The sequence below is a fragment of the Bradyrhizobium sp. 147 genome (genome assembly GCF_023073935.1).
Taxonomy (GTDB): domain Bacteria; phylum Pseudomonadota; class Alphaproteobacteria; order Rhizobiales; family Xanthobacteraceae; genus Bradyrhizobium.
Window position 1 is genome coordinate 35495 of record NZ_JADPKL010000052.1, and the last position, 23353, is coordinate 58847.

Consider the following 23353-nt stretch of genomic DNA (forward strand, 5'->3'; position numbering starts at 1 on the left):
TGCGGCGGCCTCGTTAGCCAGCAGTTACTCTGCGCTTGCGCGGAGGCAGCTCAGCCAGTCTTTCGTGCCGAGTTGGCGCAGTGGCACTTAACTCGCGCAGCACAAGCCAAGCTCATGGAGCTGATCGGAGAGAGACCTTTTGCTTCGGCGCGCCTCGGCCGAGCCCTGTCCGGACTGGCAAGACCCTGGGTGATGCTGTTTCGCACAGCACCTTGCCGTCTGTCAGGAAGGTGACGGCTTTGGGCTGCACCGTGGTATCCACCGTGACCCGCTTGAGATCGCGCCTGCGCAGTGCTCCGGCGTAGTGCGCCACCCTCTGGCTCTCGGCCAGCAGAAGCTCGAGCTTGCACCAAAGCGCGTGCGCCAATGGCTGAGATCCGAGCGCTCATGCGGAAACTCATGCTGGAAAAACGCCTCGCCGGTGAAGTGCTGGAATACGGATCATGGACCCAGCGATCGCACGCGACTTCGTCGGAGAGGTCATAAATGTGCTTGAGCAGCAGCAGCCCAACCACGAAGCGGGTCTCGATCCCAGGGCGGCCCCTTGTCGCTGTACAGCGGTGCAATCTGCGCATCGATCCAATCCCAGTCGACCTTGCCGGCGAGCTGCACCAGCTCGTGCTTCATGTTGATGATCTGGTCGAGCCTGGCACGAAATAGATCGCCTTCTTCGGTCGCTTTCGGCTTCTTCGGTCGCATCGGCTCCTCCGATGCGGCCATCGAATCCGGCTTTCGCGATTCGACGGAGTCTCAAACTGCAAGTTGCAGGCTTCCGATGCTCAAACCTATCAAAGCCTGCAATCCGAAACGCGCCACCGTCCGGAAAACCGATTCCTGATCAGCACCTTAGGCGTTGTTCACGGACGACGGTCTAAGAGGGATGCTTCAAGAACGAGGCGGGAGCGAATTGACGTGAGTCAATGCGAACCAAGCGTGTCGGCCATCGATCGCTTTATGCCGAGCGGCATCAGCGATACTGTTGCCGGAGAGGCGGCGAGGCTCCCAGGCACTCCGTCCCACTTGGCCGCGCCTGCGCCGTGGCTCCAGCCAACGGCTCACGCGCCGAAACTCGAGGTCCATACATGAATGGCGCACTGCCATCCCGGGATCTTGGATCTGATCGAAGCAACAGCACCTTTCCCTGATATGTGCTGAGATATCAGCACTTCTCGTTCCAGCTCTCCAAATAAAAAGCTCGAACTCCACAACGGCATCGAAAATTCTCCTTCGGCAACCTGATCGTCGGGCGCGGCCTTAATCGCCTAGATAGTCGGTCTAAGAATGCGGTGCGCACGTTCGGCTCTTCGAGGACCGGCGCGGCCCCAGTCGTTCAGGCTGGCGCCGACGTAGTTCGACAGAATGGGATCGTGCCGGCACTGGCGATGGCAGCTCAGGAGCTCTCCTGTCCTCTGGCCTGGACTTGGGGCGTGATCGGGCCCGGCTCCATCAGTTCGAGCACCGCTCGTCCCTTGTCCGTGATGCGCCACCCTCCATTCACACGCTCGACGAGTCGCTGCGAAAAAAGGTCGAGCTCGGGCACGCGGGCGCCCATTCTCTTGGTGCGCGCCGCCCAATCGGGACCGCTCGTGGCCAAAATGGCCATGTCTCGCTTGAGGTCCGGCATCGATTCGAACCCGTCCGGGTAGCTCACAAGGATCTTCAGCACCGTGACTTGGAAGTTCACATTAACACTATCACTGTTGTCCGCACCTACCGCCACATTGTTGGCGCAGAGCGAAGAGCTTCCATGCCGACCTGCCTAAGGCGGTCCGCCGTGATCTCACCTCTGTTGGCGGCGTCCAAGATCTTGGAAGCGACATGGGCCCGAGTGCCGGTTTCGTTGCGAGGCAGACCCTCGCAAACCTCCTCAAGAACAGCACGCAAAAGCGCAGTGGTCGTTGCGTCCAACACTTGGCGACTCCGCAAGGCGCAAAGAATGGTAGCACGAGGAAGTACGCTGAAACTTTCGAATGAACTACTAGCTGATTCCAAGACTATGAACTTCACCACAGTTGCCGTTGTTTGTTGATTACCTGAAACGTCGCGGCCGTGTCCTCCTCATGGCGCATAGTTGTGATGCTCCTGCTCCGCCACGTCAGTGCCGAGGAACCACCTCCGTGATGGAATCCAGCCTCGAAGAGGCTCTTTTTGACGATTTTCATCGCGATGGCTTTGTCCTCGCCGCGTTACATGAACTCTTTCTCGTGGCGGCGCATCTTCAGCATCAATATCGCGCGCTGAGGCTAATTGAGCTCGCTCACCCGATGCTCAACTGCGCGCACGGCCATTCGTAACTTGCATTGAACTCCTTAATTCTCGTTGAAGCCAAGGTTTCGTTGGGCCGAGACCACGTTCTGGAAGCGTGTTGCATAGAGATTGATGACAGACCGCAGGGAGGTCGCCTCCTTCATGGGGTCATCGTCGCGCAAATCGGTCACGAATCCCTCAATACGACTGGATGCTGCGAGCTGGCGCTAATGATTGTCGGCATGTTTCTTGATCGATTCTTCACTGGGCTTGCCCTCGAATTCGGTTGCAATTTGCCCGGATTCCAAGAAGGTTTATGACAACGATACGACATGACCTTTGAATTCGTTGCTGGCATTCGACTCACGTTGCGCCACGCTCCCGTAGAGCGTGCGACAGTGCAGATTGCGCCTGTGATAATGACCCCTGAAATCCCCGGGAGTGCCAGCTGTTCGAGTAGCCCAACGTGGAATCCGCGACGCGGTGATGATGTCCAACGATCTCTGATCGCGACTTTGTGCATTTTGCCTCTCAAATGACTTGTCCGGACGCGCCCGATGCTGGTTCGCACTGTCGCGCAGCTATCCTGCTAAATCGCCGAGCTCAACGTTTCTCTGCCGCTCGTTGACGAGCGCTGACTAATTTAGATTGATCCTGAAATCGAGCTATCGAGGGTACGGACGCGTACACCGAGCGAGTGTTCGAAGGCCTCAATGAACAGTACGCAAGCGAATATTCTCGCGAGAAACGCTTCACGATAGCAGTTGCTGCGAACTTGACGAAATCTGCGCACAAAAACTGCAAGATATGGCTGCGAACGCCTCCAATCCTCCCAGGTAAATGAGTATCCGATATCCGCTTGCACGATCTGACGAGGTTTCGTGCAAGATTGGAGTTCCCAGTGAGTTCATTTACTTGCCGAGCTCCTATTCAGTGCCCTTCGGGGCGTTTCCTCCCTGACTCGGCCGCGCGGTATCTCGCGCGGCCTTTTTTCACGCTCGACGAAGATCTGATTGCGCGGATTTGAAAACCTCCAGGAGCAACGCGACGACCCCGACCGCCGCCGCACAACCCGCGCAAGGCTCGTCCATCCCGCGCTAGCGTCTGAAAGGACCCGTCACTTCTGCGGGAGGGCTGCTACATTGATCGCGCCTGAGTCGGCTCACCTCGCCTTTGGTAAAAACAATCTGGCGATCGGCACCTCCGAGCAGGGCAAGCCGCTCTCCAAGGCGCTAGGCGAAGTCGATATCGGTGGCGCCTATGTCGAGTTCTACACCGAAGAGACGCGCCGCATCTATGGCGAACCGATTCCCTCGCCGCGCCCGGATGCAAGGCTGCTTGCGATCAAGCCACCGATTGGCGTCCAAAAAGCGCCGATAGTTTTCTCTTTTGTAAAACCGCCGTCACAAGGCAGTTTTCTACTACGGCAAGACTAAACCGGGACTGCTGGTTCCGCACCTGTTAGATGCAAACGCGACGTTGTCACGCCCCCTTCCTAGGAAGGAGCGACATCGCCACGGAAATTCGTCGTGCAGCCCGAGCTCTAAAAATCGCACAGCATGTCGCAGCGCATGCTGTAATCCCATCTGTGAGGCTTCCTGAAAATGCATGCCGCACAGACATCCCCACAAGGGACAGCAATCATCAATCTCTAGGTCAGCCCATTTCCACACACCGAGACCGGGCGCGCTCATAGCCGACGATTTGGAAGGCATCAAGCGTTCTTGGCGACGAACTCGCCCCGACCGGCTCGCGCAAGAAAGGGCAGGATGTCGGGCGGCACGATTTCGAACCACTCCCGACGGACGCAGGTTGTGTGGAAGTGCCTCTTCGGCGCTAGCATGTATTGCCTTCTTGTTGCGTGAAAAGTCGAATGATGCTCGAACAACGAAGAGGGTAGAGGGTTGACGCATCCACTCTGTTCGGCTCGAGCCGCGGAATTGATCGAAGTCCTGCTAGGCACGGCTCGCTATTGAGAAAGATGACGACGGTTTGAGCGACACACTCTACATCATTGGCAATGGGTTCGATTTGCATCACGGAATTCAATCGTCTTACAGGGCATTCGGTGAATACCTGAAGGCGGTCGACCACGCGACGTATCAGGTCGTGGAACGCTATTTCGACGTCAACGCGGCGTTTTGGGCCGAGTTCGAGGCACGGCTCGCGCACTTCGATAGTGATACGTTGATCGAGGACGCATCCGATTTCTTAATGCCTTATGGCGCCGAAGAATGGAGCGACGCCTATCACCACGATTACCAGTACGAGATCGAGCAAGTTGTCGATGGGATTTCGAAGACATTGCGAGCGCGTTTTGGAGATTGGATCCGGCAGCTGCGCATCCCAGACGCTCCGCCAATTGAGAACCTGCGGCTTCCGATTGATCCATCAGCCTCCTTCTTGAACTTCAATTATACCAGATCACTGCAGCACCTCTACAACGTGCCGGATCAAAACATCCTGCACATCCACGGAGCGGCGAGCGACCCGGAGGCGCTGCTCGTGCTTGGACACGGCTGGGAGCCCGACGACAATCTTGATCCCTATCGGATTAGCACCGACCCCGAGAATGCTGATACACGTGTCGTGGAAGGCCAAGCCTTGGTTGATTCCTATTTCAAAGAGACATTCAAGCCAACTGAGGAGATCATTCAGAGGTATCAAGCGTTCTTCCGCAAGCTCGCGACGGTTGAGAAAATTCTAGTCATGGGGCACTCCGTCTCGGAGGTCGACTATCCATATTTCCAAGAAGTGATCCGTAACATCGATGCAAGTCGGTCGCGCTGGAAAGTAAGCTACTTCGGTGAGCCTACTGCGGTCCGCAAGCGTGTCGGCGATCTCGGCATTGATGCCCGACTTGTTGAGTACGCGCTTCTTGTTGACTTTTGAGCGAGGCGCGTCAGCGACGGCGCCCACGAGCATCGTCACAGGGCTTCCAGGTTTGCCAAATGAGAGGGATTGACAGCTCCTCTCTACCACAGGTTGCCAGATGCCCCTAGCCTTGCAAACCCAGCCAGCCTTTTCATGTAGTGGCTGGGGTCGCGGCGGCGCCGTTGGTGCCGCTTTTGACATGCCCGTTCTGAGCGTGATCAAGCAGCTTTCTCTTGGCGGGCCCGGATGTCGGCGATCCATTTCTCCAGCGCATCGATCTCGGCTTCGATAACGGAAGGTGCAGCCAGCCTTGGGTTGATCTCTCCTGGCTGACTATGGAGCAGAGCCGAACAGCGCCCAAATGATTCACGCATGACACTGCAATCGGTGTCGGTAAGAACCGTAAGCTTGCGGATTCCGCTCGATGTCGCCCATCGTTCCGAGATGATCTCGCCCACTATTCCGATTTGAAGTCGCCCACCCGTTCCGAGACGATCTCGCCCAGTATTCCGGGATGATGTCGCCCGGGTGACGCGGCCTCTTCCGGCTCCCATCCCTTGCTCACCCATTCGACCCTCGACCGCCTCAACGCCCTCGGCCTCCACGGCATGGCCAAGGCCTTCGTCACCATCGAGGCTGCCGGTGAGGCTGGCAGCCTCGGTCACGCCGAATGGCTTGCTCTGCTGCTCGAGCGTGAAGCCTCGCTGCGGCACGACAAACGGCTCGCCACTCGCCTGCGCTACGCCAAGCTGCGCCAGCAGGCGTGCGTCGAGGACATTGACTACCGCACCCGCGCGGCCTCGACCGCCCACTGTTTGCCAAGCTTGTCGAGGGACGCTGGATCGACGACCATGCTAACCTGCTGATCTGCGGCCCGGCCGGCGTCGGCAAGAGCTGGCTCGCCTCGGCGCTCGGCCACAAGGCCTGCCGGGACAATCGCTCCGTGCTCTATCAACGTGTTCCGCGGCTGTTCGATGACCTCGCTCTCGCGGCGCGGCGACGGCCGCCATCCACGCCTATTGCGCGGCCTCGACCGTGTCGATCTGCTGATCCTCGATGATTGGGGGCTCGAGCCGCTCGATGCCGGCGCCCGCCACGACCTCTTGGAGATCCTGGAGGATCGCTACGGCCGCCGCTCCACCCTCGTCACCAGCCAACTCCCGGTCGACCAGTGGCACGCGCCGGAAACTTCGCGTCCCCATGGAGTAACAAAGGCCAACTTGGATTTCAGGATCCACTCCGCGAGCAGCCCAAGGTGGATTCGCTACTATGAAGATCCGCAAATAGTTGAAGCGTCCTCTGCGAGGATCAAGAGCGCTGACTGCGCAAGCAGAGGCGAAGCCGACACTCAATTGAACTCTTTGCTGGATTCGATCTTCACAACCTCAGAACCCAAGAAATCTCCGGTTAGCGTATCTGGCTTTGCCACCATAAAACTCATCAGACGCATTCTTGCATACAGTTCTGTAGAAGTCGTCTGCGTCTTCCGTCGCGTATCCAGCCCCGGCAAAGCATCCTCTCGCGTTTTCCTGTAGAGTATGCCTCACTCCGCTCGCACTATCAAAAACCGCATTCAGACATCCAACAAGTGCCACCACGTCATCCTTTGACAAACGCTCGTCGCCATTCATCATTCTCGCGTGATTGATGCAAACTGCAATGTTGAACGATGTGAACGAGTCGCTTAGACCCGAGCAGTCTTCAAATCCATCTTCGCTATCATTCAGCCTAAAATGAGCAATCGGAAGGTATCTCATTTCTCTGACTTCCCTATGCGAAAAGTCTTTTGATGATACCAGCTCCATTTCAGAAAGTGCGCTATGCACACGGACGTACGCATCATGAAAAAACGGGCCGATCACGCTGGTGTTTCTCCTGAGCAAGCCCTTTTCCATATCTTCCCGAGCAAATGGCCTCGTCTTGCCTAATTTCTCATTTTCCGCCAGAGACAGCCATCCCTTTTCATGAAGATAAGGCATCAAAACCTTGTGTGCGGTTCCCCACTTGCTCTCATAGGCCCGGCTAACAATCAAAAACGCTTGGCCCGCGATCAGCTGAGCGTTTTCACCAAGGCGTCTGTCGCTATTGAGGTGGGCTTCCAGTGCCTCGACGGCTTGCTTGGGTGAAAGAGATCTGTCGCTTTCAACTTCTGCAATGAAATGATCCAGCCCTCTCTCAATAAATGGCTTCGTTATCGTCCTCGATGCATAACCGGTCGAGCCGGTTTGTTCATTTCTAACACCTGACAGGGAGTACTTGTTCTTCCTCAGGTATTCTGGTGAACTCGTCAAATCCACGCTGTCCGGCACGATCGTTGGAGCATGTTTCGAGATACCCTCAATTGTCATCCGACCCCCTTTGAGGCATTTGATATTTTTCATGATGGAGATGTGTGCTTGCTCCGTATTTACCAGGTTCTTGATGTGAACCTTGGTGGCAGCACGGTAGTCTATCATGGATGCAAACCTGTTAGCGCCAATGAGTCTAGGGGCTTTGACCTGGCTGGCAATGCGATTCTTCTCTTCATCGGAAAGGCTGCAATAACTTTGAAAGTATTCTTCCGCTTGTTTTTCGGCCTTGGTAAGTCTGGTGTCGCTGCTGAAGCCCCCTTTTCCGTCGTGCAAAGACGTAGTGGAGAGGAAAAAGTCGTTGGCCATCTTGTCATAAAAAAAGACCGCTCCGAGCGCGCCAAAAGCATACTTCATCACGCGAGAGGCCAAGCCCGGCAAGTTGCAGTTTCCGCGTGCTTCCTCTCCGCCACTGGATTTCGAGCGTTGATTGGACCCACGAAGACCAGGAGGGATCTGTCGAGTGGCAAGGCACTTGGTCGGTGGAGTCGTATTCGACTTGGTCGTGCGCGGCCGAACCATCAAGCCCTGTCGTGCGATCTCGGTGCGTGGCGCCGCCCGAAACACCGTTCCGAATTGACTATTTGTGATACGCACTTCCTATCGCCTCCAGTAGGTGAACCCGCTCGCACTGAATTGTCACTTGGCAGTATTAGACTCGGGTTTTGAAGAGAGATCAGATACCGCGATCAGTTTGCATCCGACATGAGGTCTTACTTCGAGCACTTTCCCCACCTGCGCAATCAGCAGGGCACTCACGGCTTCGGCGGCCGAGGCGAGGTGGCCAGAGGAGATGAGGGCGCTGTCATATGGACCGGTGGATCTATCACGAGCAGCCTCAGATCTTCGTGACCGGCAATATCGGGAATCTCGCCCTTGGGCACTACTTTTCGTCCAATCGGTCGCTGGCGGCCGGCTCTTGCCCGTTGGGGCCGATGGTCGGAGCCGTCGTCGGCGGCGGCGCCCAAAGGCTATCCTGTGTGTGTTTCACCGGGTCCGGTAAAGCCTCAAAGACTCCCCTCGCATAGGCGCCCCCTCAGCTCCGTGCGGGCGGGATTGACCTTGTCGTAGGCGATCACTGCAGCGGCGCGAAGTTGGCTTTTGTCCAACTCTCGAAGGTAGTCCGCCGACCAGTGGTGGATCGTATACGCTTCAAGTTTGTCCATCATCGACCGCCAGCGCCTGATACGCTCCTCTCGCGGCATGTTGACCGCCTGCCAAATTGCCTCCCTGATTTCTTCAGGACGGTTCGGATCCACCAGCAGCGCCTCCTTGTCGTTGAAGTCTTCAGCCGCACCCGCGAACTTCGAGAGCACCAGAACGCCGGGGTCCTTTGGATTCTGCACAGCAACATATTCTTTCGCGACGAGATTCATGCCGTCCCGCAACGGCGTCACGACGCCAACACGCGCAGCGCGGTAAAGACGCGCAAGTGCCGACTGGCTGAACGATTCGTTAATGTAGTGGATCGGGCTCCACTCGTCCGTGCCGTGCTCGGCATTGACTTGGTTGATCCGGCTCTCTACCTCGTTTCTATACCTCTGATACTCTTCAGCGTCGGCACGCGATGGAGGCGCGATCTGCAACAGCGAGATGCTGCGCGGCTCGGCCTTCACCAAAAGCTGATTGAACCCTTCGACCTTTTGGTCGATGCCCTTCGTGTAGTCGAGCCGATCGACGCCGATCGCAAACGTGGTGCCCTCGACGCTTTTCAGAAGGGACGAAACTTTCTCCTGCTCTGCGGGAGACAAGTCTGCAGCCAGGTATTCTGCGAACCGCTTCGGATCGATACCGATTGGGAACTTTTGACATCGCGTCTGGCCCCGCTCCGAGATCACAACGCCATCCTTGCTCTCCAGCGCGAGATGGGAACGCAGACAAGCGAGGAAGTTATTCACGTCTCGGTTCGTCTGAAAACCCAGCAGATCGTACTCCAACATCGACTTCATCAGTTCGCGATGATTGGACACGAGCTTGATCATGTCAGGGGCGGGCCATGGCGTATGCAGGAAAAAGCCGGTCGGCCCTTCGATGCCGAGCTTACGCAGATCGGCCGCGAGAGGAAATAAATGATAGTCGTGCACCCAGAATGCGTCCCTATCCTGCAAGCCAAACGCCGCGCGCGCGATAAAGTCGTTCATCTCTCGATAGCTGCGGTACCCCTCTTGCGTGCTCGACATCCGGTCGGACAGGGAGTGCAATGCCGGCCACAACGTCGAGTTCGAATAATCTCGATAGTAGCCGGGATAGTGCTCAACCGGAAGATCGAGCTTGGCCACACGACCTTTGCCAACCTTCTCGAGCGGCAGGGGCTTCTCAGTCCCCTCGCCGCGGATATCCGAGGAGAACATCCAGATGGCCCCGGAACATTCCAAGACTGGCTCGAGGCCGGCTGCAAGTCCGCCGGTCTGGGGTATATTGGGATCGAAGCGAGCGCCGCGGTTCGAAATGACGACCAGCTTCATTATTGGTGGCCGGCCGACCAAATCGAGACGATCGTTAAGGTCCTTCGAGATAACAGGTTGGGAAGGACCTCCGCTGGCTTGTTGCTCTAGCTGCAGTGGGATTTCGCTCAGGCGTTGATCACACGCCCCCTGGCCTATCGCTTCAGGTTGCTGAGCGGCGTGTAATGTAGCATCGGGGCTCAATGTCGCCGCTTTGAGCGCACCATGGACTCGATCCATTTCGTAACTCCGTTGATGATGTTTCAGTTTTGATGCGGTTCGCGGATCTGCCTCCAGTTATTTCTCAGCCCCACTTATTTCTACCTCTTAGGACTAGCAGGTTTAGTTCTCGGGAAGCTGACCACGTGTCGAGCCAAATAGCCGCATCGGCGCTCGCATCCAGGATGATGGCGGCAAGATAGATCCAGCCCTCAGCGGTCGGAATGTAGGTAATGTCGGCGAGCCAGACCCGAGCCGGCGCGGCAGCGGTGAAGTTGCAGGCCATGGCGGCTGTCGGTCGTGCGAACCCGGCGCGGCGGCGCCATGATGGCGCGGATGCCATGCCGGTGCATCAAGCGTTCGATCCGCCCACGGCTGGCGCCGCGGCTTGGGTTCGCAGCACGGCATGGACCCGCGGGCTGCCGTAACGCTACCCGCTGTCCTGATGAACCTGCCTGATCGCGTCAGGAGAGCGGCATTGGCGGTCGCGCGCTCGCTCACCGGGCGCTCTCGCCAAGCGTAGTAGCCCGCCGGCGAGACCTCGAGCACGGCACACATCAGCCGCACCGGATAGGCGTCGCGATGGTCCTCGATGAAACGGAAGCTCATGTCCGGGGTCCGGCAAAGATTGCGATCGACTTCCTAAGAAACAGCCGGATTGGCGTCGCCCGGAATGGCGTGCAACACGAAGCCTACCGATTTCGCCCGGCGCTGTAGGTTGGCGAGGACGCGGCTACGATATTGCTGCTCATATTGGTCGGCACCAGGATCCCTGTAGCTCATGCCGTGCCGGAGTGTGTTGTAGAATAAAACCGCAATCTTGCGAGCGGTCGCCGTCACGGCCTTCGATTTACCCGCACGTGAGGACAGCCGACGATAGAATGCTCCCAGCGCTGTCTCGCTCCGCCACACGGTTGTGGCTGCCAACCGCAACAGCGCAGCTGCGCGACTTGAGGATCTCCGTGTGCGCGCGGACAGCACCTTGCCACCGGAGATCTTGTTGCCGGGTGCGAGGCAGAGCCAGGAAGTGAAGTGTTTGGCGCTCGGCCATGAGCTTAAATCCGTGCCGCACTCGCCGATTAGCTTCAATGCGAGCGACGGACCCAACCCATGGATCTCAGTCAAATCGACGCCGAGCACGCCGTACAGTGCAGTCCTGACATCGAAGGTGGGGGTGTTGACCTGTTTGGTCTTTACGCGTGGCTTGGCTAGCTTTCTGACCGGTCTTGCTCCTTTGGTGTTCAATGCACTGATCAGGACTTCGAGCTTGCGATCACAGTCGAGCATCTTTGCCTGGTAAACGTCGTAGAGTTCCAGTGATTGAGTCAACGCGAAGACATGTTCGTGGCGGTCAGCCGCATAAGCCGTCGCCAGCACGACGCGGTTGCGCACCCCTGTAGCCGCGTCCAGAAAACGCTTGATCTCTTCGGCACTAAGCACGAGCGGAAGCTTGTCGGGCTTCTGGCCACCGATGATCCGCTCGAATGCCTCCGTCTGCCCGAGTGTGACGCCGTAGAAGAAGCGCAGCGCGCAGGCCACCTGATTGATGGGGGACCACGAACGCTTTTGGCCGATGAGGTGCAGTTGGTAGGCACGGACCTGCTCGAAACTCAACCGGTCCGGGGCGTCGCCGAAATGGCGCTAAACTTTGCGATCGCATAGATATAGGATTGCTGAGTCGACGGCGACAGATTGCGGACCGTCATATCCTCGATCATGCGCTGCCGAAGAGGGCTCATCGTAGCCATCTGGGTCTCCTGTCTTGAGAGGGGTGCGAAGACCAACATCCTCTCAGACAGGACACCTCAGTTCACCAGGCTTGCTCCCACTCCCGCGTAGCGGGTTCGTTCAATCCTGGACGACATCGATCGGAATCCGCATTCACAAGCGCTTGGCGCTCATCGAATTCCAGCGGCTCAGGTAATACTGCTCGCAGCCTTGCCGGGTCGGTGCGGGTACGTAATAGTACGCTTGAAGAACCTCATTCAGTCGATCCTTCACGCCACCTCATTCCGCCCTGTGCACACCTCAACCTTGTGGGGATTGGCGGTTATAGTCGTATCTCGGTCGTCAGCAGTCCGTCATACTTCTTCTTCCAGTTGAAGTAGGTCGATTGGCTGATCCCGGACTTGCGGCAGATCTCCGCCACCGCAATCCCGTCACAGCCCTGCTCCAGGATGAACGCCTTCTGGGCGTCCGAAAAACTCGAGGCCTTCGTCGTCCTTCGCTCCTCCCAACCGGGGAATCGATACGAAAACTCTAGCCAAAATGGTCCAGTTTGCCCGCCTCCGATCAAAAGATGGACGGACAGATGAAGCGAGCAAGGTTCACGGGAGAGCAGATTATCACGGTATTGAAGGGGCATGAGGCTGGGACGAAGACAGCCGACCTCTTGCAAGCAGGGTGTTTCCGACGCGACCATCTACATTGGAACGCCAAATTCGGTGGCGTGGACGCTTCCGAAGCGAAGCGGCTGAGGCCTTGGAAGAGGAGAACACGAAGCTGAAGAGGCTTCTGGCCGAGCAGATGCTCGATGCGGCCGCGCTTTGCGAGCTCCTTTCAAAAAAATGGTAGGGCCCGCCGCCAAGCGCGCTGTGGTCGTATCTGCAGGCCGTCATAAGCCCCCCCGATCCGCGAGCCAGCTCGATTGTGGGGGCGGACCGGAGGATAATCCGCTATGGCTCCGGGCTCCATCGGCAACAGTGCCGCCAATGCCCGAGCCCGATGCACGGGCTGCTCGAACCCGTCGGCCAGAGCAGCTAGGCGCGCCTCAAGCTCGGGCGAAAGCTCTCCAATCCCTGGTCCAAGGCATTCTAGGGCGACGATACGATCTTTGGCGTCAAGCCTCTCGGCAAGTGTGATCAGGCGGCCTTGGAATCCGGGCGCTAACCCTGCGACGCGAGCTCCCAGCGCCAATACCGCGGCGCGCTTCCAGCCGCGGCCGTTCAGTCCTTCGACCAGAATGCCGAGGCGCTCCTGAAGGGGTGCCGGAAGCCCCTGAATGTTCGCTCTCCACGCGTAAAGAACCAAGATGCGATCTTGAGGTGAGTCAAGCCGCTCGGCAAGGACGACGAGGCGTCGCTGAAGGGGCCCGGCAAGGCACTGAATGCTCTCTCCAAACCCCTGAAGAGCCGCAAGGCCAGCTTCAGACGGGCCAAGCCGCTCCGCAAGGAGGACGAGACGCTCCTGCAGCGGGAGCGCAAGAGTTTCTTGGTGTGCTCCGAGACTCGCCAAGGCTTCAGCACGATAATGTGGGTCGTCAATTCTTTCGCATAGCGTAATGAGCCGCTCCTGGAGTAGGGGCGTCAGAGCCGCCAGGCCTATTCCTAGGCTGCTCAAGGCCCGGGTGCGATTTATTGGATGATTGAATGTTTCGGCGATGACAACGAGCCGCTGTTGGAGCGCGGTCGCCAACCCTGCCATGCCGTGTCCAAAGCCGGCCAGAGCTAGGATGCGGTGCCTTGGCTCGATCAACTGCTCGGTGAGCTCCACGTGCCGCTGCTGGAGCGCCGGTGCAAGCCGTGCTAGGGCGCTTCCCAGAATTCGGATGGCCCAAGCCACGTCGATGGGCTCGAAGCCGTCCACCATGGCGACAAGGCGCTCCTGCAGCTGAGGCGCTAGCCGGTCTATACACTCTGCAAGGGCCATCAAGGCCTTAGCGCGCTCCGATGAACCGCTTAGTCCCACGACGAGCATGATTAGGCGCGCCTGAAGTGCAGGCGCGAGCTTATCCATGGGCGGCCCGAAGCCGCACAGCGCCTCAGCACGATCGGATGTGTCTAACGCCCCCACGAGGTCGACTAGACGCTCCTGGAGTGCGGGCGCGAGCTTATCAATGCGCCGCCCGAAGCCGCACAGCGCCTTAACACGATCGGACGTGTCTAATTCTTCCACGAGGTCGACCAGACGCTCCTGGAGCGCGGGGGCAAGCTGTCCCGCGCCTGGCCCTAGGATCTCCAAAGCCTTGCCGAGGTCCTCTGGCAGGACGCACTCATCTGCGAACACAACCAGAAGCTCCTGAAGCGCGGGCGTAAGTCGTTCCGCATGTTCTACCAGGCCCTCCATAACCTGTAGCCGCCTCCTATCACCAAGGTCCTTTGCGAGCACAACGAGGCGCTCCTGCAGCGCGGGTGCAAGCTCTCCTATGTACGCACCTAGGGCGTGGAGGAGACAGGCACGATGCGCTGGGTGGACAATCCCCTCGGCCAGGGCGACAAGACGTTCTTGGAGTGCTGGCGCAAGCTCCTTGAGGCACCTTCCGAGGGTTCTCACCGCCAACCCGCGATGCTCGGGGGCGTTTAGCCCTTCGGCGAGCGCCACGAGGTGCTCCTGCTGCGTCAATGCCAGAAAATTGATGTTGATCGCGAGTGATTGGACTACACCATGTATCAATAGCTCGGCAAACCGGCCCGCGATGCCCGGGGCGGGAGTCACTAATCTGTCCCAGACAGCCTGAACCCGAATAGCTATCCGGGTCATCTTGTGACGATCAGAATCGTAGAGCCTGGGGACATCAGTTCGCAGATCGCGACTCGTTTGCGACAGACTCACCAGATCGGTTAGCCTCAGCTGCTCAACTAGAATTTTGAGTAAATCCGGCGGCAAATGGAGCAAATCCGGTGGTGGTGGAATAAAGTCCGGCGGTGCACCAAGGTCACCGATGATGCGAAGGTTGTTGCGAGATAATGGTGCGCTTGATCCCAAAGGTTCAGCGTGCCAGTGCTCCACAACGGCAAGTGATCTATCTACTGCTTCAAGGCTGCCAATTGGCGCCGTGTGCGAGTCGTCCGCGCTCTCAGCTTCGTGGGCGCCAAACCCCAGGATCGGCTCCTTGCCAAGCTCCCTTATAGCTCTCACAATTCACCTTCTATAGACCAGCGAATATTTGGCTTCGATTCAGCTCTAAGAGCGAGGCAGGTCTGGGGCGCTGCACTTATCGAACCCCCGCATTGTGGCTCTGCCATACTTGGTACATAGTGATGCACTGCGTCAAATAGATCTTCGCTCTGAGATCATATCTTAGGATTATGGCTGGCGATTCCAGATGCGTGTTCGCTGTCAGGCCTTGTGAGACTATCGGCAAGCAAAGCGTGATGCGCCACGAAGACGTTAGCGCGCGTTAGGCCTCACCTCGATCAGAATCGGGGCCCGAGTCCCGACAGGCTTGCGGCGAGCCCGCAGGGTGAGCCTTTCCTCGCGATAAAGTCGGTAGATCCGATTGATCCCTAGGCGGCGTGGACTCTAAGGATTCCTTGTAGGAGCAAATCAGATTCAAAGCTGCGTTTCGGGAGGCAGTCTTGGGTGTGATGGATCGGCTGGTGTTGAGCGACGCGGCTTGGGAGCGGATGGCGCCGCTGATCATAGGTCGGCCTGACCAGAAGGGCTCGACTGGGCGCGACAATCGGATGTTCGTGGAAGGTGTGCTGTGGATCGTTCGTACGGGCTCTCCCTGGCGTGATCTTCCGGAGGTGTTTGGGGACTGGAACAGCGTGTTCCGGCGCTTCAGCCGATGGAGTGCCAAAGGCGTCTGGTGGCGGATCTTCGAGGCGACGTCCGACGATCCGGACTTCGAATACCTGATTGTCGATTCCACCATTGTTCGAGCCCATCAGCATGCTGCCGGGGCCAAAAAAGGGGGTCTGAAGATCAGCCGATTGGCCGTTCGCGCGGCGGCCTGAGCACCAAGATACATATGGCCGTTCGCGGCTTGGGATGTCCTGTACGGTTCACGATCACCGCAGGCCAGAAGGGCGATGCACCGCAAGCCGCCGAATTGATCGAGGGATTGCCTGCCGAGGTTTTCATGGCCGATACAGCTTATGACGCCGATCACCTGCGCCAAGCCATCGCAGCCAAAGGGGCGCTCGCTGTCATTCCCAACAACCCGTCACGAGCCCTCAAGCATCCGCTCGACAAGCATCTCTATGCCCAGCGCCATCTCATCGAATGCTGCTTCTCAAAGCTCAAGCAATTCCGCCCCGTCGCAACCCGCTTCGAAACAACCGCACGAAACTACCTCGCCGTCGTCACCCTCGCAGCCATCGTCTTATGGATGCGATAAGTGTCCACACCGCCTAGGGCTCCCCGTCGCATTCTGCGTGGCCGATTGCGCGATCTCGCCAACGAGCGGCGACCTTTCGGCTAGCGCCGCCTGTTCCTCCTGCTGCTGGGGGACGATGATCCAACCTTCTTTGCCAAAGGCATTCTGATCGTGGCGCCTGATGAGATGTGGCCGGCCAACTACTGTAGCGATGCTCGCAAACCGACGAGAGTAATTTAGCTAGACAGTCCTTTCGGCAGATGGATTCTCACAAAAACTCCGCTTCGGATATTCCATAGTATTTATGCGAATCGCGAAACTAATTGCAAGCAATCGTTTGCGTATAAACGACTAGCGCTATCAAACGCAGTACGGCGAATCCGGCTCGTCATTCGCCAGGGCGACTCAGCCGCCGTAAAGGCACGCGGAAAGAACAACATTCTCCTTGTCATTTCCCTCGAAGAGGAGCTTCTTGAAATCCAAAAGTTGCTTCCGAGCAAGCGCAACCCTCTCGAGCGACACGACCACCATCGCTTTGAGATTGAGAGTGTCCCTGGTCGGTCGATGCTCATCGTTGCTCAAGAGCAGAGATCACCCACTTCGTTGAACAGAATTCGGCATGACGGCCTCGGAGTCCGAGGTAAGCCACCTGTACGCGCCCCTTCGATTGACCAGTGGGGATTGGTTCTGACACCTTCGGGTATCGCAACGACCTTACAGACTTCGCGCGCGCGCTCGACTAGTTGCTCCATCTTACCATCGACGGTGAGCGACCGCGCCAACATGAAGGTGCTGAGCTTTCCCGGCAGCTGCACCGCGACCACCGGCAATGCCCCGGAGGTCAGGCGATGGAAAATCGAATAGCGTGTCTCAGGCTCCGTCGCCACTCGCCGCCCCTGCAGGCACACAACCAAAAGCTGCATTGGCCCCGCATTACCCTGCGGCGGTCTGGGCTTATGGTCCATCGCCCGCAGCACATCATGCGTGTCGAAGACGGATGCCGGATGTTGCGCCTGGATCCTCGCTGCGTCCTGCGCCCCATAAACGAGTCCAGCGCGTCGACGGGATCGTCCGCCTCGATATGCGCGATCAGGTTCCAGCTCTTATTGGAAAGATCGCTTTTGATGAGATCGCGCGTGCTGTACAAGATCTCCTGGTCTTGCGCTCAGCTCGTCCCGCCATACGAGCAAATCGATTTTGCTTCCCTCGACATACTGCCGCCTGAACAACGTTTCCAGGACCGCACGGGCGTTCAGCACTTGATAGATCGACAAAGCCGGGCAGCGGCTCGCGAACGGCCCACGAGTCCGCTCGGCCTCGCTTGCGTTGAGATGCGCCTCGATCTTGCGCTCCACGACGGGTTGGATGTCGTTCAGCAGGTTCAGAGCCTGTCTGCGGTGCGAGCGCAGATGCGGGCTGCGCGCCAGCGGCAGCAGGGCAGCGCAAAGATTGCCCGTGGTTTCGAGGTTATTCTCCGCGGCAAAACCAAGGGCACGATGCAATTCCCTAAGGCGATCCAGCCCTGTTGGTGCGAGCAAACCGAGGTCCTCAAACAGCCCGACCTTCGCCAGCGCCTTGAAAATGATGGCGATGCTCAGAACGTTGGCTTGCTCCAGCCGATCATCGGCATAGTGCAGGTAATGAGCCAGCCGATGTAAGCTATTCTTCAGCAGGGCTGTCTCCGCAACGTCTCCACCGTTCTCGCCGCTTATGACACTGCGCCCCAAGAGCATTGGCGATCCTGGCGAACTCAACCATCGTGAACGAACCAAAGCCTCGGCCCGGTCCGCCGAGGCCGCGCGCGATGTCCACTACCGCCTGGTGGCATGCCGCATCTTCCGGCCATTTGCTGAAACCGTTCACCAGGCCCGCAAGCTGCAGCGGGTCAAAACGGGAGAGCAGCGATGGCGACAGCTGCCTCGCGACAGCCCGCCGCGTCCGGCCATTTGCTGAAGCCGCTCACCAGGTTCGCCAGCTCCTGGGGCTTAAAATTGGAGAGCTGGGAAGGAACCTCCCCGGCGATCGCGACGGCAGCCTCGCGACAGGCCGCCGCGTCCGGCCATTTGTTGAAACCGTTCAGCAGGCTCGCCAGCGCCTGCGGGGCAAAACGGGAGAGCTGGGAAGGCACCTCACAGGCGATGGCGACAACAGCCTTGCGACAGGCCGCCGCGTCCGGCCATTTGCTGAAGCCGTTCACTAGGTTCGCCAGCGCCTGCGCGTCAAAACGGGAGAGCTGGGAAGGCACCTCCCCGGCGATGGCGATGGCGGCCTCGCGACAGTCCGCCGTGTCCGGCCATTTGCTGAAACCGTTCACCAGGCTCGCCAGCTCCTGGGGCGCAAAGTTGGAGAGCTGGGAAGGAACCTCCCCGGCGATCGCGACGGCAGCCTCACGACAGCCCGCCGCGTCCGGCCATTTGCTGAAACCGTTCACCAGGCTCGCCAGCGCCCGAGGCGTAAAATTGGAAAGCTGGGAAGGCACCTCCCAGGCGATGCCGACACTAGCCTCGCGACAGCCCGCCCCCTCCGGCCACTTGCTAAAACCATTCACGAGGCTCGCCAGCGCCTGCGCGTCAAAACGGGAGAGCTGGGAAGGCACCTCACAGGCGATGGCGACAGCTGCCTCGCGACAGCCCACCGCGTCCGGCCACTTGCTGAAACCGTTCACCAAGTTCGCCAGCTCTTGGGGCTTAAAATTGGGGAGCTGGAGAGGCACCTCAGCGGCGATGGCAGCGGCAGCCTCGCGACAGTCAGCCGCATCAGGCCATTTGCTGAAACCGTTCACCAGATTCGCCAGCTGCTGGGGCTTAAAATTGGAGAGCTGGGAAGGCACCTCACCGGCGATGGCGACGGCAGCCTCGCGACAGTCAGCCGCGTCCGGCCATTTGCTGAAACCGTTCACCAGGTTCGCGAGCGCCTGCGGAGAAAAATCAAAAAGCCGGTCGGTGCGGTCGGCACGGCGACGGACTTCACTGGCGATCGCGATCGCCGCTCGAAGGTTAGCCGCCTGCTCCGGCCACTTGCTAAAGCCGTTCACCAGGTTGATAGCCCCTGCGGGATAGCAGAGAGCCTGCCGCTCCAGCGAATAACCTCACCGGCGATCGCGACCGTGGCCTCGCGACAGACCGTCGCGTCCGGCCACTTGCTGAAGCCATTCACCAGTAAGGACAGCCCTTGGTTAGTCTGCCTTCGAAGTCCGCGGCATTCATCGCAACAAAATTCCGCGATTTGATCGCGCCCCTGCGGCATGCCGACACCTGGGAGTGTCGACCGAATGATGCGGCGAAGAGCGGAAGGGCTCGGTCCTCGATCTCATACATAAGCGCGTTATCGAGCCTCGATACTCGAGCTGCCAAGGCCTTGCAAGCTTCCAACAAATCTGTATTGGAAATCAGCGGCGGCCTTGCGCAGGAACGTTGCCTTCTCTGGAATTTGCAGCCGCTTGGCATAGTTCACCACTGCACCTGAGAATCCACGGACGTCGTGAGCCCGATCAATATCCCTTAGCGCGCTGTTAAGCGCATTCGTAGACCTATACGGGCGCCCTAAGCCTGTACCATGGACGCCCTGCGTGGCGACATCATCGACACGCCGTCTTCCTGATTCAGCCGCCCGGTCGGGCACGGATTGCCCATGCAGGCGGCTCGCCTCTGTGCGCGAGCTTCCGGTTGCTCGATCGCTCCGCCAGGGCTCGCCGTCAGAACGCGACGAACTTTCGGCCCAACGTGGTGCGTGACTATAAGATCTATACGGGATCTCGGCGATTCCACGATGCCCGCACTGCGCAGCCGTATCGTCGAAAGGGACACGAGCAGAATAAGTTTCTAAATCTTGAGGCTCAGGCTCCATTCGGCCCGAGGACAGAACCGCTCGTTTGCCCCTCCTCGCTAGAAACCCTATCTGCGTAAGACTTGACCGCGACTTCAGCGCTGTCGTTTGTAGATTGCCAAATGCGATTCCCGAGTCCGCTGATGCCAGTCATAACGCGCCTTCAATACAAGCACGAATGCTCTGGTCGTGATCCTTGATGCACAATAGCGACCTTGACCGCGCAACTACAGCCATCCGTCGCATTCGAATCTTCTGTGCTCCTTTCCTACGACAACGACAAATAGATGTTCGTTATGAAGCGATACTCTACACCTATTGAGCCCCTCGTTTCGTCCACCAAATGGAACAGTGAAATGGACCCGGCTCTCGGAACCACGTGCTCGGTTGGAAGAGGCCGCTCCGTTTGATAGACGGGAAGCATGAGGAAGGCGAGCCGCAAGATCGACACGGCACTAAAGCAAAGATGGCGGTGGAAGCTGTGCGGGAGCAGCCGACGACGGTGGCTGATCTGACCCAGCGCTATGATGTTCGCCCAAGCTAGATCTATGTCTGAAGAAGCAGCTGCTCGATCAAGCGACCCGGACGTTTGAGGGTGTCGGGTGGGAGAGCGAGGACGAGCGTGAACGCGAGCTCGAGGTGGGCGTACCAACTTTTAGCGGCGGCAATGTCACTTTGCGGCAAACGATGCCGACGCTGCTCCTAGACGTTCGATCGACCGTCAGCTGGTGCTTGCCGCAAGCCATAACTCAGCGATTACAGACAGCAAATGAGGGTGCTCTGCCGCGACATCCGAGACAAATAGTTTGTCGTTCTTAAGGATATTGCGAGCGTATTTCTCCGGCGTCACTTTCAATGTAAGCATCCGGTGAGGCTTTCAATTACCCACATTTAGCCGAGAGGGCTTAGGGAGCGCACCAACTATTGCATCGCAGGAATCGACCGTGATTCCTTGTCTGGCACCGATTCGCATGGGGCGGTGCCAATGGACGAAGAAGCCGACGGATGGTTTGATCGCGAGCTCGCTGGCTGCAACCTTGCCGACGAGCGCCTGAATAAGCCGCTCCGCAAACTGGTAGCGCAGATCGGGAGCGCCATGGGAGAAAGCATTCCGCTGGTGTGCCAGGACTGGGCTAATACCAAGGCCGCGTATCGTTTTTTCTCCAACGACCGGGTCAGTGAGGCGGACATTCTGGCCGGCCACTTTCAATCGACGCGGGAGCGCACGATTGCCACCGACGGGCCTATTCTAGTGCTCCACGATACGACCGAGTTCAGTTATCAAAGAGAGAACTCAGACGCGATCGGGATCACCAAGAGCATAAACAGTGGGCGCGACAAGGCGGGCCGCCTGAGGTCGCACACGGTTTGCGGCATCCTGATGCACTCGAGCCTGGCGGTGACAACCGAAGGGCTGCCGCTTGGACTGACGGCGGTCAAATTCTGGACCCGGAAGAAATTCAAGGGGACTGCCGCGCTTAAGAAGAAGATCAATCCGACGCGCGTTCCCATCGAGAAGAAGGAGAGCATTCGGTGGCTGGACAATGTCCGTCAATCCACAGAGCTGCTGGGCGATCCGGGACGGTGCATCCATGTCGGTGATCGCGAGAGCGACATCTATGAGCTGTTCTGCGCGGCCCGGGAGGCTGGAACGCATTTCGTAATTAGGACTTGCGTTGGCCGTTTGGCCGGGGATGGAAATCACACGATCGCCGACGAAATGGACGAGGTTGCCGTCAAGGGACGGCATCGCATCAACGTCAGAAACAACAACGGCGATCCCGATGAAGCCGTCCTCGAGATCAGATATCGCAAGCTTCGCGTCCTGCCGCCGATCGGAAAGCAGAAGCGCTATCCAGCGCTGACCCTGACGGTGATCCATGCCGAAGAACGCGTGACGCCGAAGAATAGAAAGAAAATCCAGTGGAAGCTGATCACAAATCTACCTGTTAGCTCCCGCACCGACGCCATTGAGAAGCTCGAATGGTATGCTTTGAGATGGAAGATCGAGGTGTTCCACAAGATCCTCAAATCAGGCTGCAAAGCTGAGGAGTCAAAGCTCAGGACCGCCCAGCGTCTGACCAATCTGATCTCGCTCTTTTGCATCCTGAGTTGGCGGGTCTTTTGGATGACGATGCTCCACCGTTCGGCTCCAGACGCGCCGCCAACCCTCGCGTTGACCGCGACTGAAATCGGCGTGCTCGATCGCCTCGTGAACGAAAGACCAAAAGCAAGACGGAAAACGCTGTCGCACTATCTGATTAAGGTCGCCCGGCTCGGCGGTTATCTCGCCCGCGCCAGCGATCCGCCACCCGGCAATACCGTCATGTGGCGCGGGCTGTCACGTCTCACCGACATAGCGCTAGGCGTCATGGTCGGAGGAGAATTTGTGGGTAATTGAAAGCCGGTGAGGTCGCCGCCGGAGGGATACGGCGATTCCCACTTTTATTAGCATTCGGCGCGAACCCACACCCTGCTGCACCAAACCTGCGAAAGAACGTAAGCGCTTAGCCGGAGCCCTTGGTTCGGGATCGGGATAGCTGTGCGAAGAAGCCTCCGGGCGGACGGAGGTTTGAGATAGGATTGGACAGCAAAAAGGACGTCCATTTAGACGGCCCGTCGGCGGCGTCGGTGAGCCGGTTGGAAGTTCTTGAAGGACCGTCGGGGCGCCGCGTGCGTTCGGAAGCGGAGAGAGCTCGGATCGTCGCCGAGAGTCTGTTGCCCGGTGCCCAGGTGGCCGAGGTGGCGCGCAAGCACGGAGCGACGCGCTGGCAGATCTACGATTGGCGACCGCGGCTTCGGCAACGGGGCGTGTTGCCGCCGTGCGAGGCGTCGCATCCGACATTCGCGCCGCTGGTCGTGGAAGGTGCGTTGGAGGAGCGTCAGGTTTCGGCGATCAAGCTTGAGATTGCGATCGGTGATGTCATTCTGCGGACGGATACGGCCATAGATGGCGAGCAGCTGTCCCGGGTGATCCGCGCGGTGCGAGCGTCACGATGATCGCGGTCGGTGCAGATCTGAAGATTTACGTTGCAACGCGGCCGATCGACTTCCGCTGTGGCCACGATGGGCTTGCGGCGAAGGTGCAGGAGATGCTTCGTCTCGATCCGTTCAGCGGGGCAGCCTTCGTGTTCCGATCGAAACGAGCGGACCGAATCAAGATTTTGGTCTGGGACCGAACGGGCCTGGTGTTGGTTCACAAGCGCCTCGAAGGTTGCAAGTTCGTTTGGCCAACGATCGCGGACGGCGTGATGCGGATGTCGCCGGCGATGTTCGCGGCCTTGTTCGAGGGGCTGGATTGGAGGTTGGTCCGCCCGGAAGAAGCACGGCGCCCGCAGGTCGCTGGATAAGTGCGG

At 58.5% G+C, this 23353-nt stretch carries 14 protein-coding genes and 7 pseudogenes; 9 read left to right on the forward strand and 12 right to left on the reverse strand.

Annotation, left to right across the window (positions count from 1 at the left end; genetic code table 11):
• Nucleotides 1–118: 118 nt before the first annotated feature.
• From IVA87_RS12070 to IVA87_RS12080, 3 genes and pseudogenes are all read right to left on the reverse strand, one after another.
• Nucleotides 119–699: pseudogene (locus IVA87_RS12070) on the reverse strand (transposase); the annotation flags it as partial.
• 742 nt (nucleotides 700–1441) lie between these two features.
• Nucleotides 1442–1684: pseudogene (locus IVA87_RS12075) on the reverse strand (hypothetical protein); the annotation flags it as partial.
• Between the two features lie 26 nt (nucleotides 1685–1710).
• Nucleotides 1711–1911, reverse strand: a complete 201-nt coding sequence (locus IVA87_RS12080) for a hypothetical protein (RefSeq protein WP_247278006.1) — start codon at nucleotides 1909–1911, stop codon at nucleotides 1711–1713.
• 206 nt (nucleotides 1912–2117) lie between these two features.
• On the opposite strand from IVA87_RS12080, the gene IVA87_RS12085 reads away from it, so the two are divergent.
• The 3 genes and pseudogenes from IVA87_RS12085 to IVA87_RS12095 all read left to right on the forward strand — a co-directional run bounded on the left by IVA87_RS12085 (nucleotide 2118) and on the right by IVA87_RS12095 (nucleotide 5139).
• Complete coding sequence (locus IVA87_RS12085; protein ID WP_247333649.1) at nucleotides 2118–2294, forward strand: hypothetical protein; 177 nt, start codon at nucleotides 2118–2120, stop codon at nucleotides 2292–2294.
• Nucleotides 2295–3425: 1131 nt separating this feature from the next.
• A pseudogene (locus tag IVA87_RS12090) lies at nucleotides 3426–3611 on the forward strand (aldehyde dehydrogenase family protein); the annotation flags it as partial.
• A 628-nt stretch (nucleotides 3612–4239) separates the two neighbouring features.
• Nucleotides 4240–5139: a bacteriophage abortive infection AbiH family protein gene (locus IVA87_RS12095; RefSeq protein WP_247305713.1), complete on the forward strand. Its 900-nt coding sequence runs from the start codon at nucleotides 4240–4242 to the stop codon at nucleotides 5137–5139.
• 200 nt (nucleotides 5140–5339) lie between these two features.
• Here IVA87_RS12095 and IVA87_RS12100 read toward each other — a convergent pair whose 3' ends face one another.
• Nucleotides 5340–5579 (reverse strand): hypothetical protein, encoded by a 240-nt coding sequence (locus tag IVA87_RS12100; RefSeq protein WP_247305715.1) that lies wholly within the window; start codon nucleotides 5577–5579, stop codon nucleotides 5340–5342.
• Between the two features lie 99 nt (nucleotides 5580–5678).
• Here IVA87_RS12100 and istB point away from each other — a divergent pair.
• Nucleotides 5679–6302 (forward strand): annotated as a pseudogene (gene istB, locus IVA87_RS12105) (IS21-like element helper ATPase IstB); the annotation flags it as partial.
• Nucleotides 6303–6506: 204 nt separating this feature from the next.
• Here istB and xopAG read toward each other — a convergent pair.
• From xopAG to IVA87_RS12130, 5 genes and pseudogenes are all read right to left on the reverse strand, one after another.
• Nucleotides 6507–7850, reverse strand: coding sequence for a XopAG/AvrGf1 family type III secretion system effector (xopAG, locus tag IVA87_RS12110; RefSeq protein WP_247305717.1), 1344 nt, complete (start codon nucleotides 7848–7850; stop codon nucleotides 6507–6509).
• Between the two features lie 626 nt (nucleotides 7851–8476).
• A complete protein-coding gene (locus IVA87_RS12115; RefSeq protein ID WP_247333650.1) occupies nucleotides 8477–10153 on the reverse strand; it encodes a trehalose-6-phosphate synthase in 1677 nt (558 codons plus the stop codon).
• 621 nt (nucleotides 10154–10774) lie between these two features.
• Nucleotides 10775–11485 (reverse strand): annotated as a pseudogene (locus IVA87_RS12120) (transposase); the annotation flags it as partial.
• A gap of 257 nt (nucleotides 11486–11742) precedes the next feature.
• Entirely contained in the window at nucleotides 11743–11880 is a 138-nt protein-coding gene (locus tag IVA87_RS12125; protein WP_247305721.1) for a phage integrase N-terminal SAM-like domain-containing protein, read from the reverse strand.
• A 323-nt stretch (nucleotides 11881–12203) separates the two neighbouring features.
• Nucleotides 12204–12311: pseudogene (locus tag IVA87_RS12130) on the reverse strand (transposase); the annotation flags it as partial.
• Between the two features lie 132 nt (nucleotides 12312–12443).
• Here IVA87_RS12130 and IVA87_RS12135 point away from each other — a divergent pair.
• Nucleotides 12444–12700, forward strand: a pseudogene (locus IVA87_RS12135) (transposase); the annotation flags it as partial.
• On the opposite strand, the gene IVA87_RS12140 reads toward IVA87_RS12135, so the two are convergent.
• Nucleotides 12692–14989 (reverse strand): hypothetical protein, encoded by a 2298-nt coding sequence (locus IVA87_RS12140; protein WP_247333651.1) that lies wholly within the window; start codon nucleotides 14987–14989, stop codon nucleotides 12692–12694. The pseudogene IVA87_RS12135 and the gene IVA87_RS12140 overlap by 9 nt on opposite strands.
• Before the next feature lie 440 nt (nucleotides 14990–15429).
• Here IVA87_RS12140 and IVA87_RS12145 point away from each other — a divergent pair.
• Nucleotides 15430–16193 (forward strand): IS5 family transposase gene (locus IVA87_RS12145; protein ID WP_253075114.1). Its coding sequence is split into 2 segments (ribosomal slippage): nucleotides 15430–15765 and nucleotides 15768–16193, totalling 762 coding nucleotides; the frame shifts between segments, so codons are not numbered across the junction.
• A gap of 1082 nt (nucleotides 16194–17275) precedes the next feature.
• On the opposite strand, the gene IVA87_RS12150 is transcribed toward IVA87_RS12145, so the two are convergent.
• Together IVA87_RS12150 and IVA87_RS12155 are read right to left on the reverse strand one after the other, a co-directional pair.
• On the reverse strand, nucleotides 17276–17905 hold the full coding sequence (locus IVA87_RS12150; RefSeq protein ID WP_247333652.1) for a hypothetical protein: 630 nt from the start codon (nucleotides 17903–17905) through the stop codon (nucleotides 17276–17278).
• A gap of 152 nt (nucleotides 17906–18057) precedes the next feature.
• Nucleotides 18058–19206, reverse strand: a complete 1149-nt coding sequence (locus IVA87_RS12155; RefSeq protein WP_247333653.1) for a hypothetical protein — start codon at nucleotides 19204–19206, stop codon at nucleotides 18058–18060.
• A gap of 1776 nt (nucleotides 19207–20982) precedes the next feature.
• Between IVA87_RS12155 and IVA87_RS12160 the strand changes: the two genes are divergently transcribed.
• From IVA87_RS12160 to tnpB, 3 genes are all read left to right on the forward strand, one after another.
• A complete protein-coding gene (locus tag IVA87_RS12160) occupies nucleotides 20983–22398 on the forward strand; it encodes an IS4 family transposase (protein WP_247333654.1) in 1416 nt (471 codons plus the stop codon).
• Nucleotides 22399–22580: 182 nt separating this feature from the next.
• Nucleotides 22581–22997, forward strand: a complete 417-nt coding sequence (locus IVA87_RS12165; protein ID WP_247333655.1) for a transposase — start codon at nucleotides 22581–22583, stop codon at nucleotides 22995–22997.
• Entirely contained in the window at nucleotides 22994–23347 is a 354-nt protein-coding gene (gene tnpB, locus IVA87_RS12170; RefSeq protein ID WP_247304128.1) for an IS66 family insertion sequence element accessory protein TnpB, read from the forward strand. Before IVA87_RS12165 ends, tnpB begins: the two co-directional genes overlap by 4 nt.
• The last annotated feature ends 6 nt before the right edge of the window (nucleotides 23348–23353 follow it).

Coding starts and splice junctions, on each gene's coding strand:
- IVA87_RS12160 (WP_247333654.1), top strand. CDS start 20,983: ATGGACGAAGAAGCCGACGGATGGTTTGATCGCGAGCTCGCTGGCTGC.
- IVA87_RS12125 (WP_247305721.1), bottom strand. CDS start 11,880: ATGGCTACGATGAGCCCTCTTCGGCAGCGCATGATCGAGGATATGACG.
- tnpB (WP_247304128.1), top strand. CDS start 22,994: ATGATCGCGGTCGGTGCAGATCTGAAGATTTACGTTGCAACGCGGCCG.
- IVA87_RS12150 (WP_247333652.1), bottom strand. CDS start 17,905: ATGCTCTTGGGGCGCAGTGTCATAAGCGGCGAGAACGGTGGAGACGTT.
- IVA87_RS12115 (WP_247333650.1), bottom strand. CDS start 10,153: ATGGATCGAGTCCATGGTGCGCTCAAAGCGGCGACATTGAGCCCCGAT.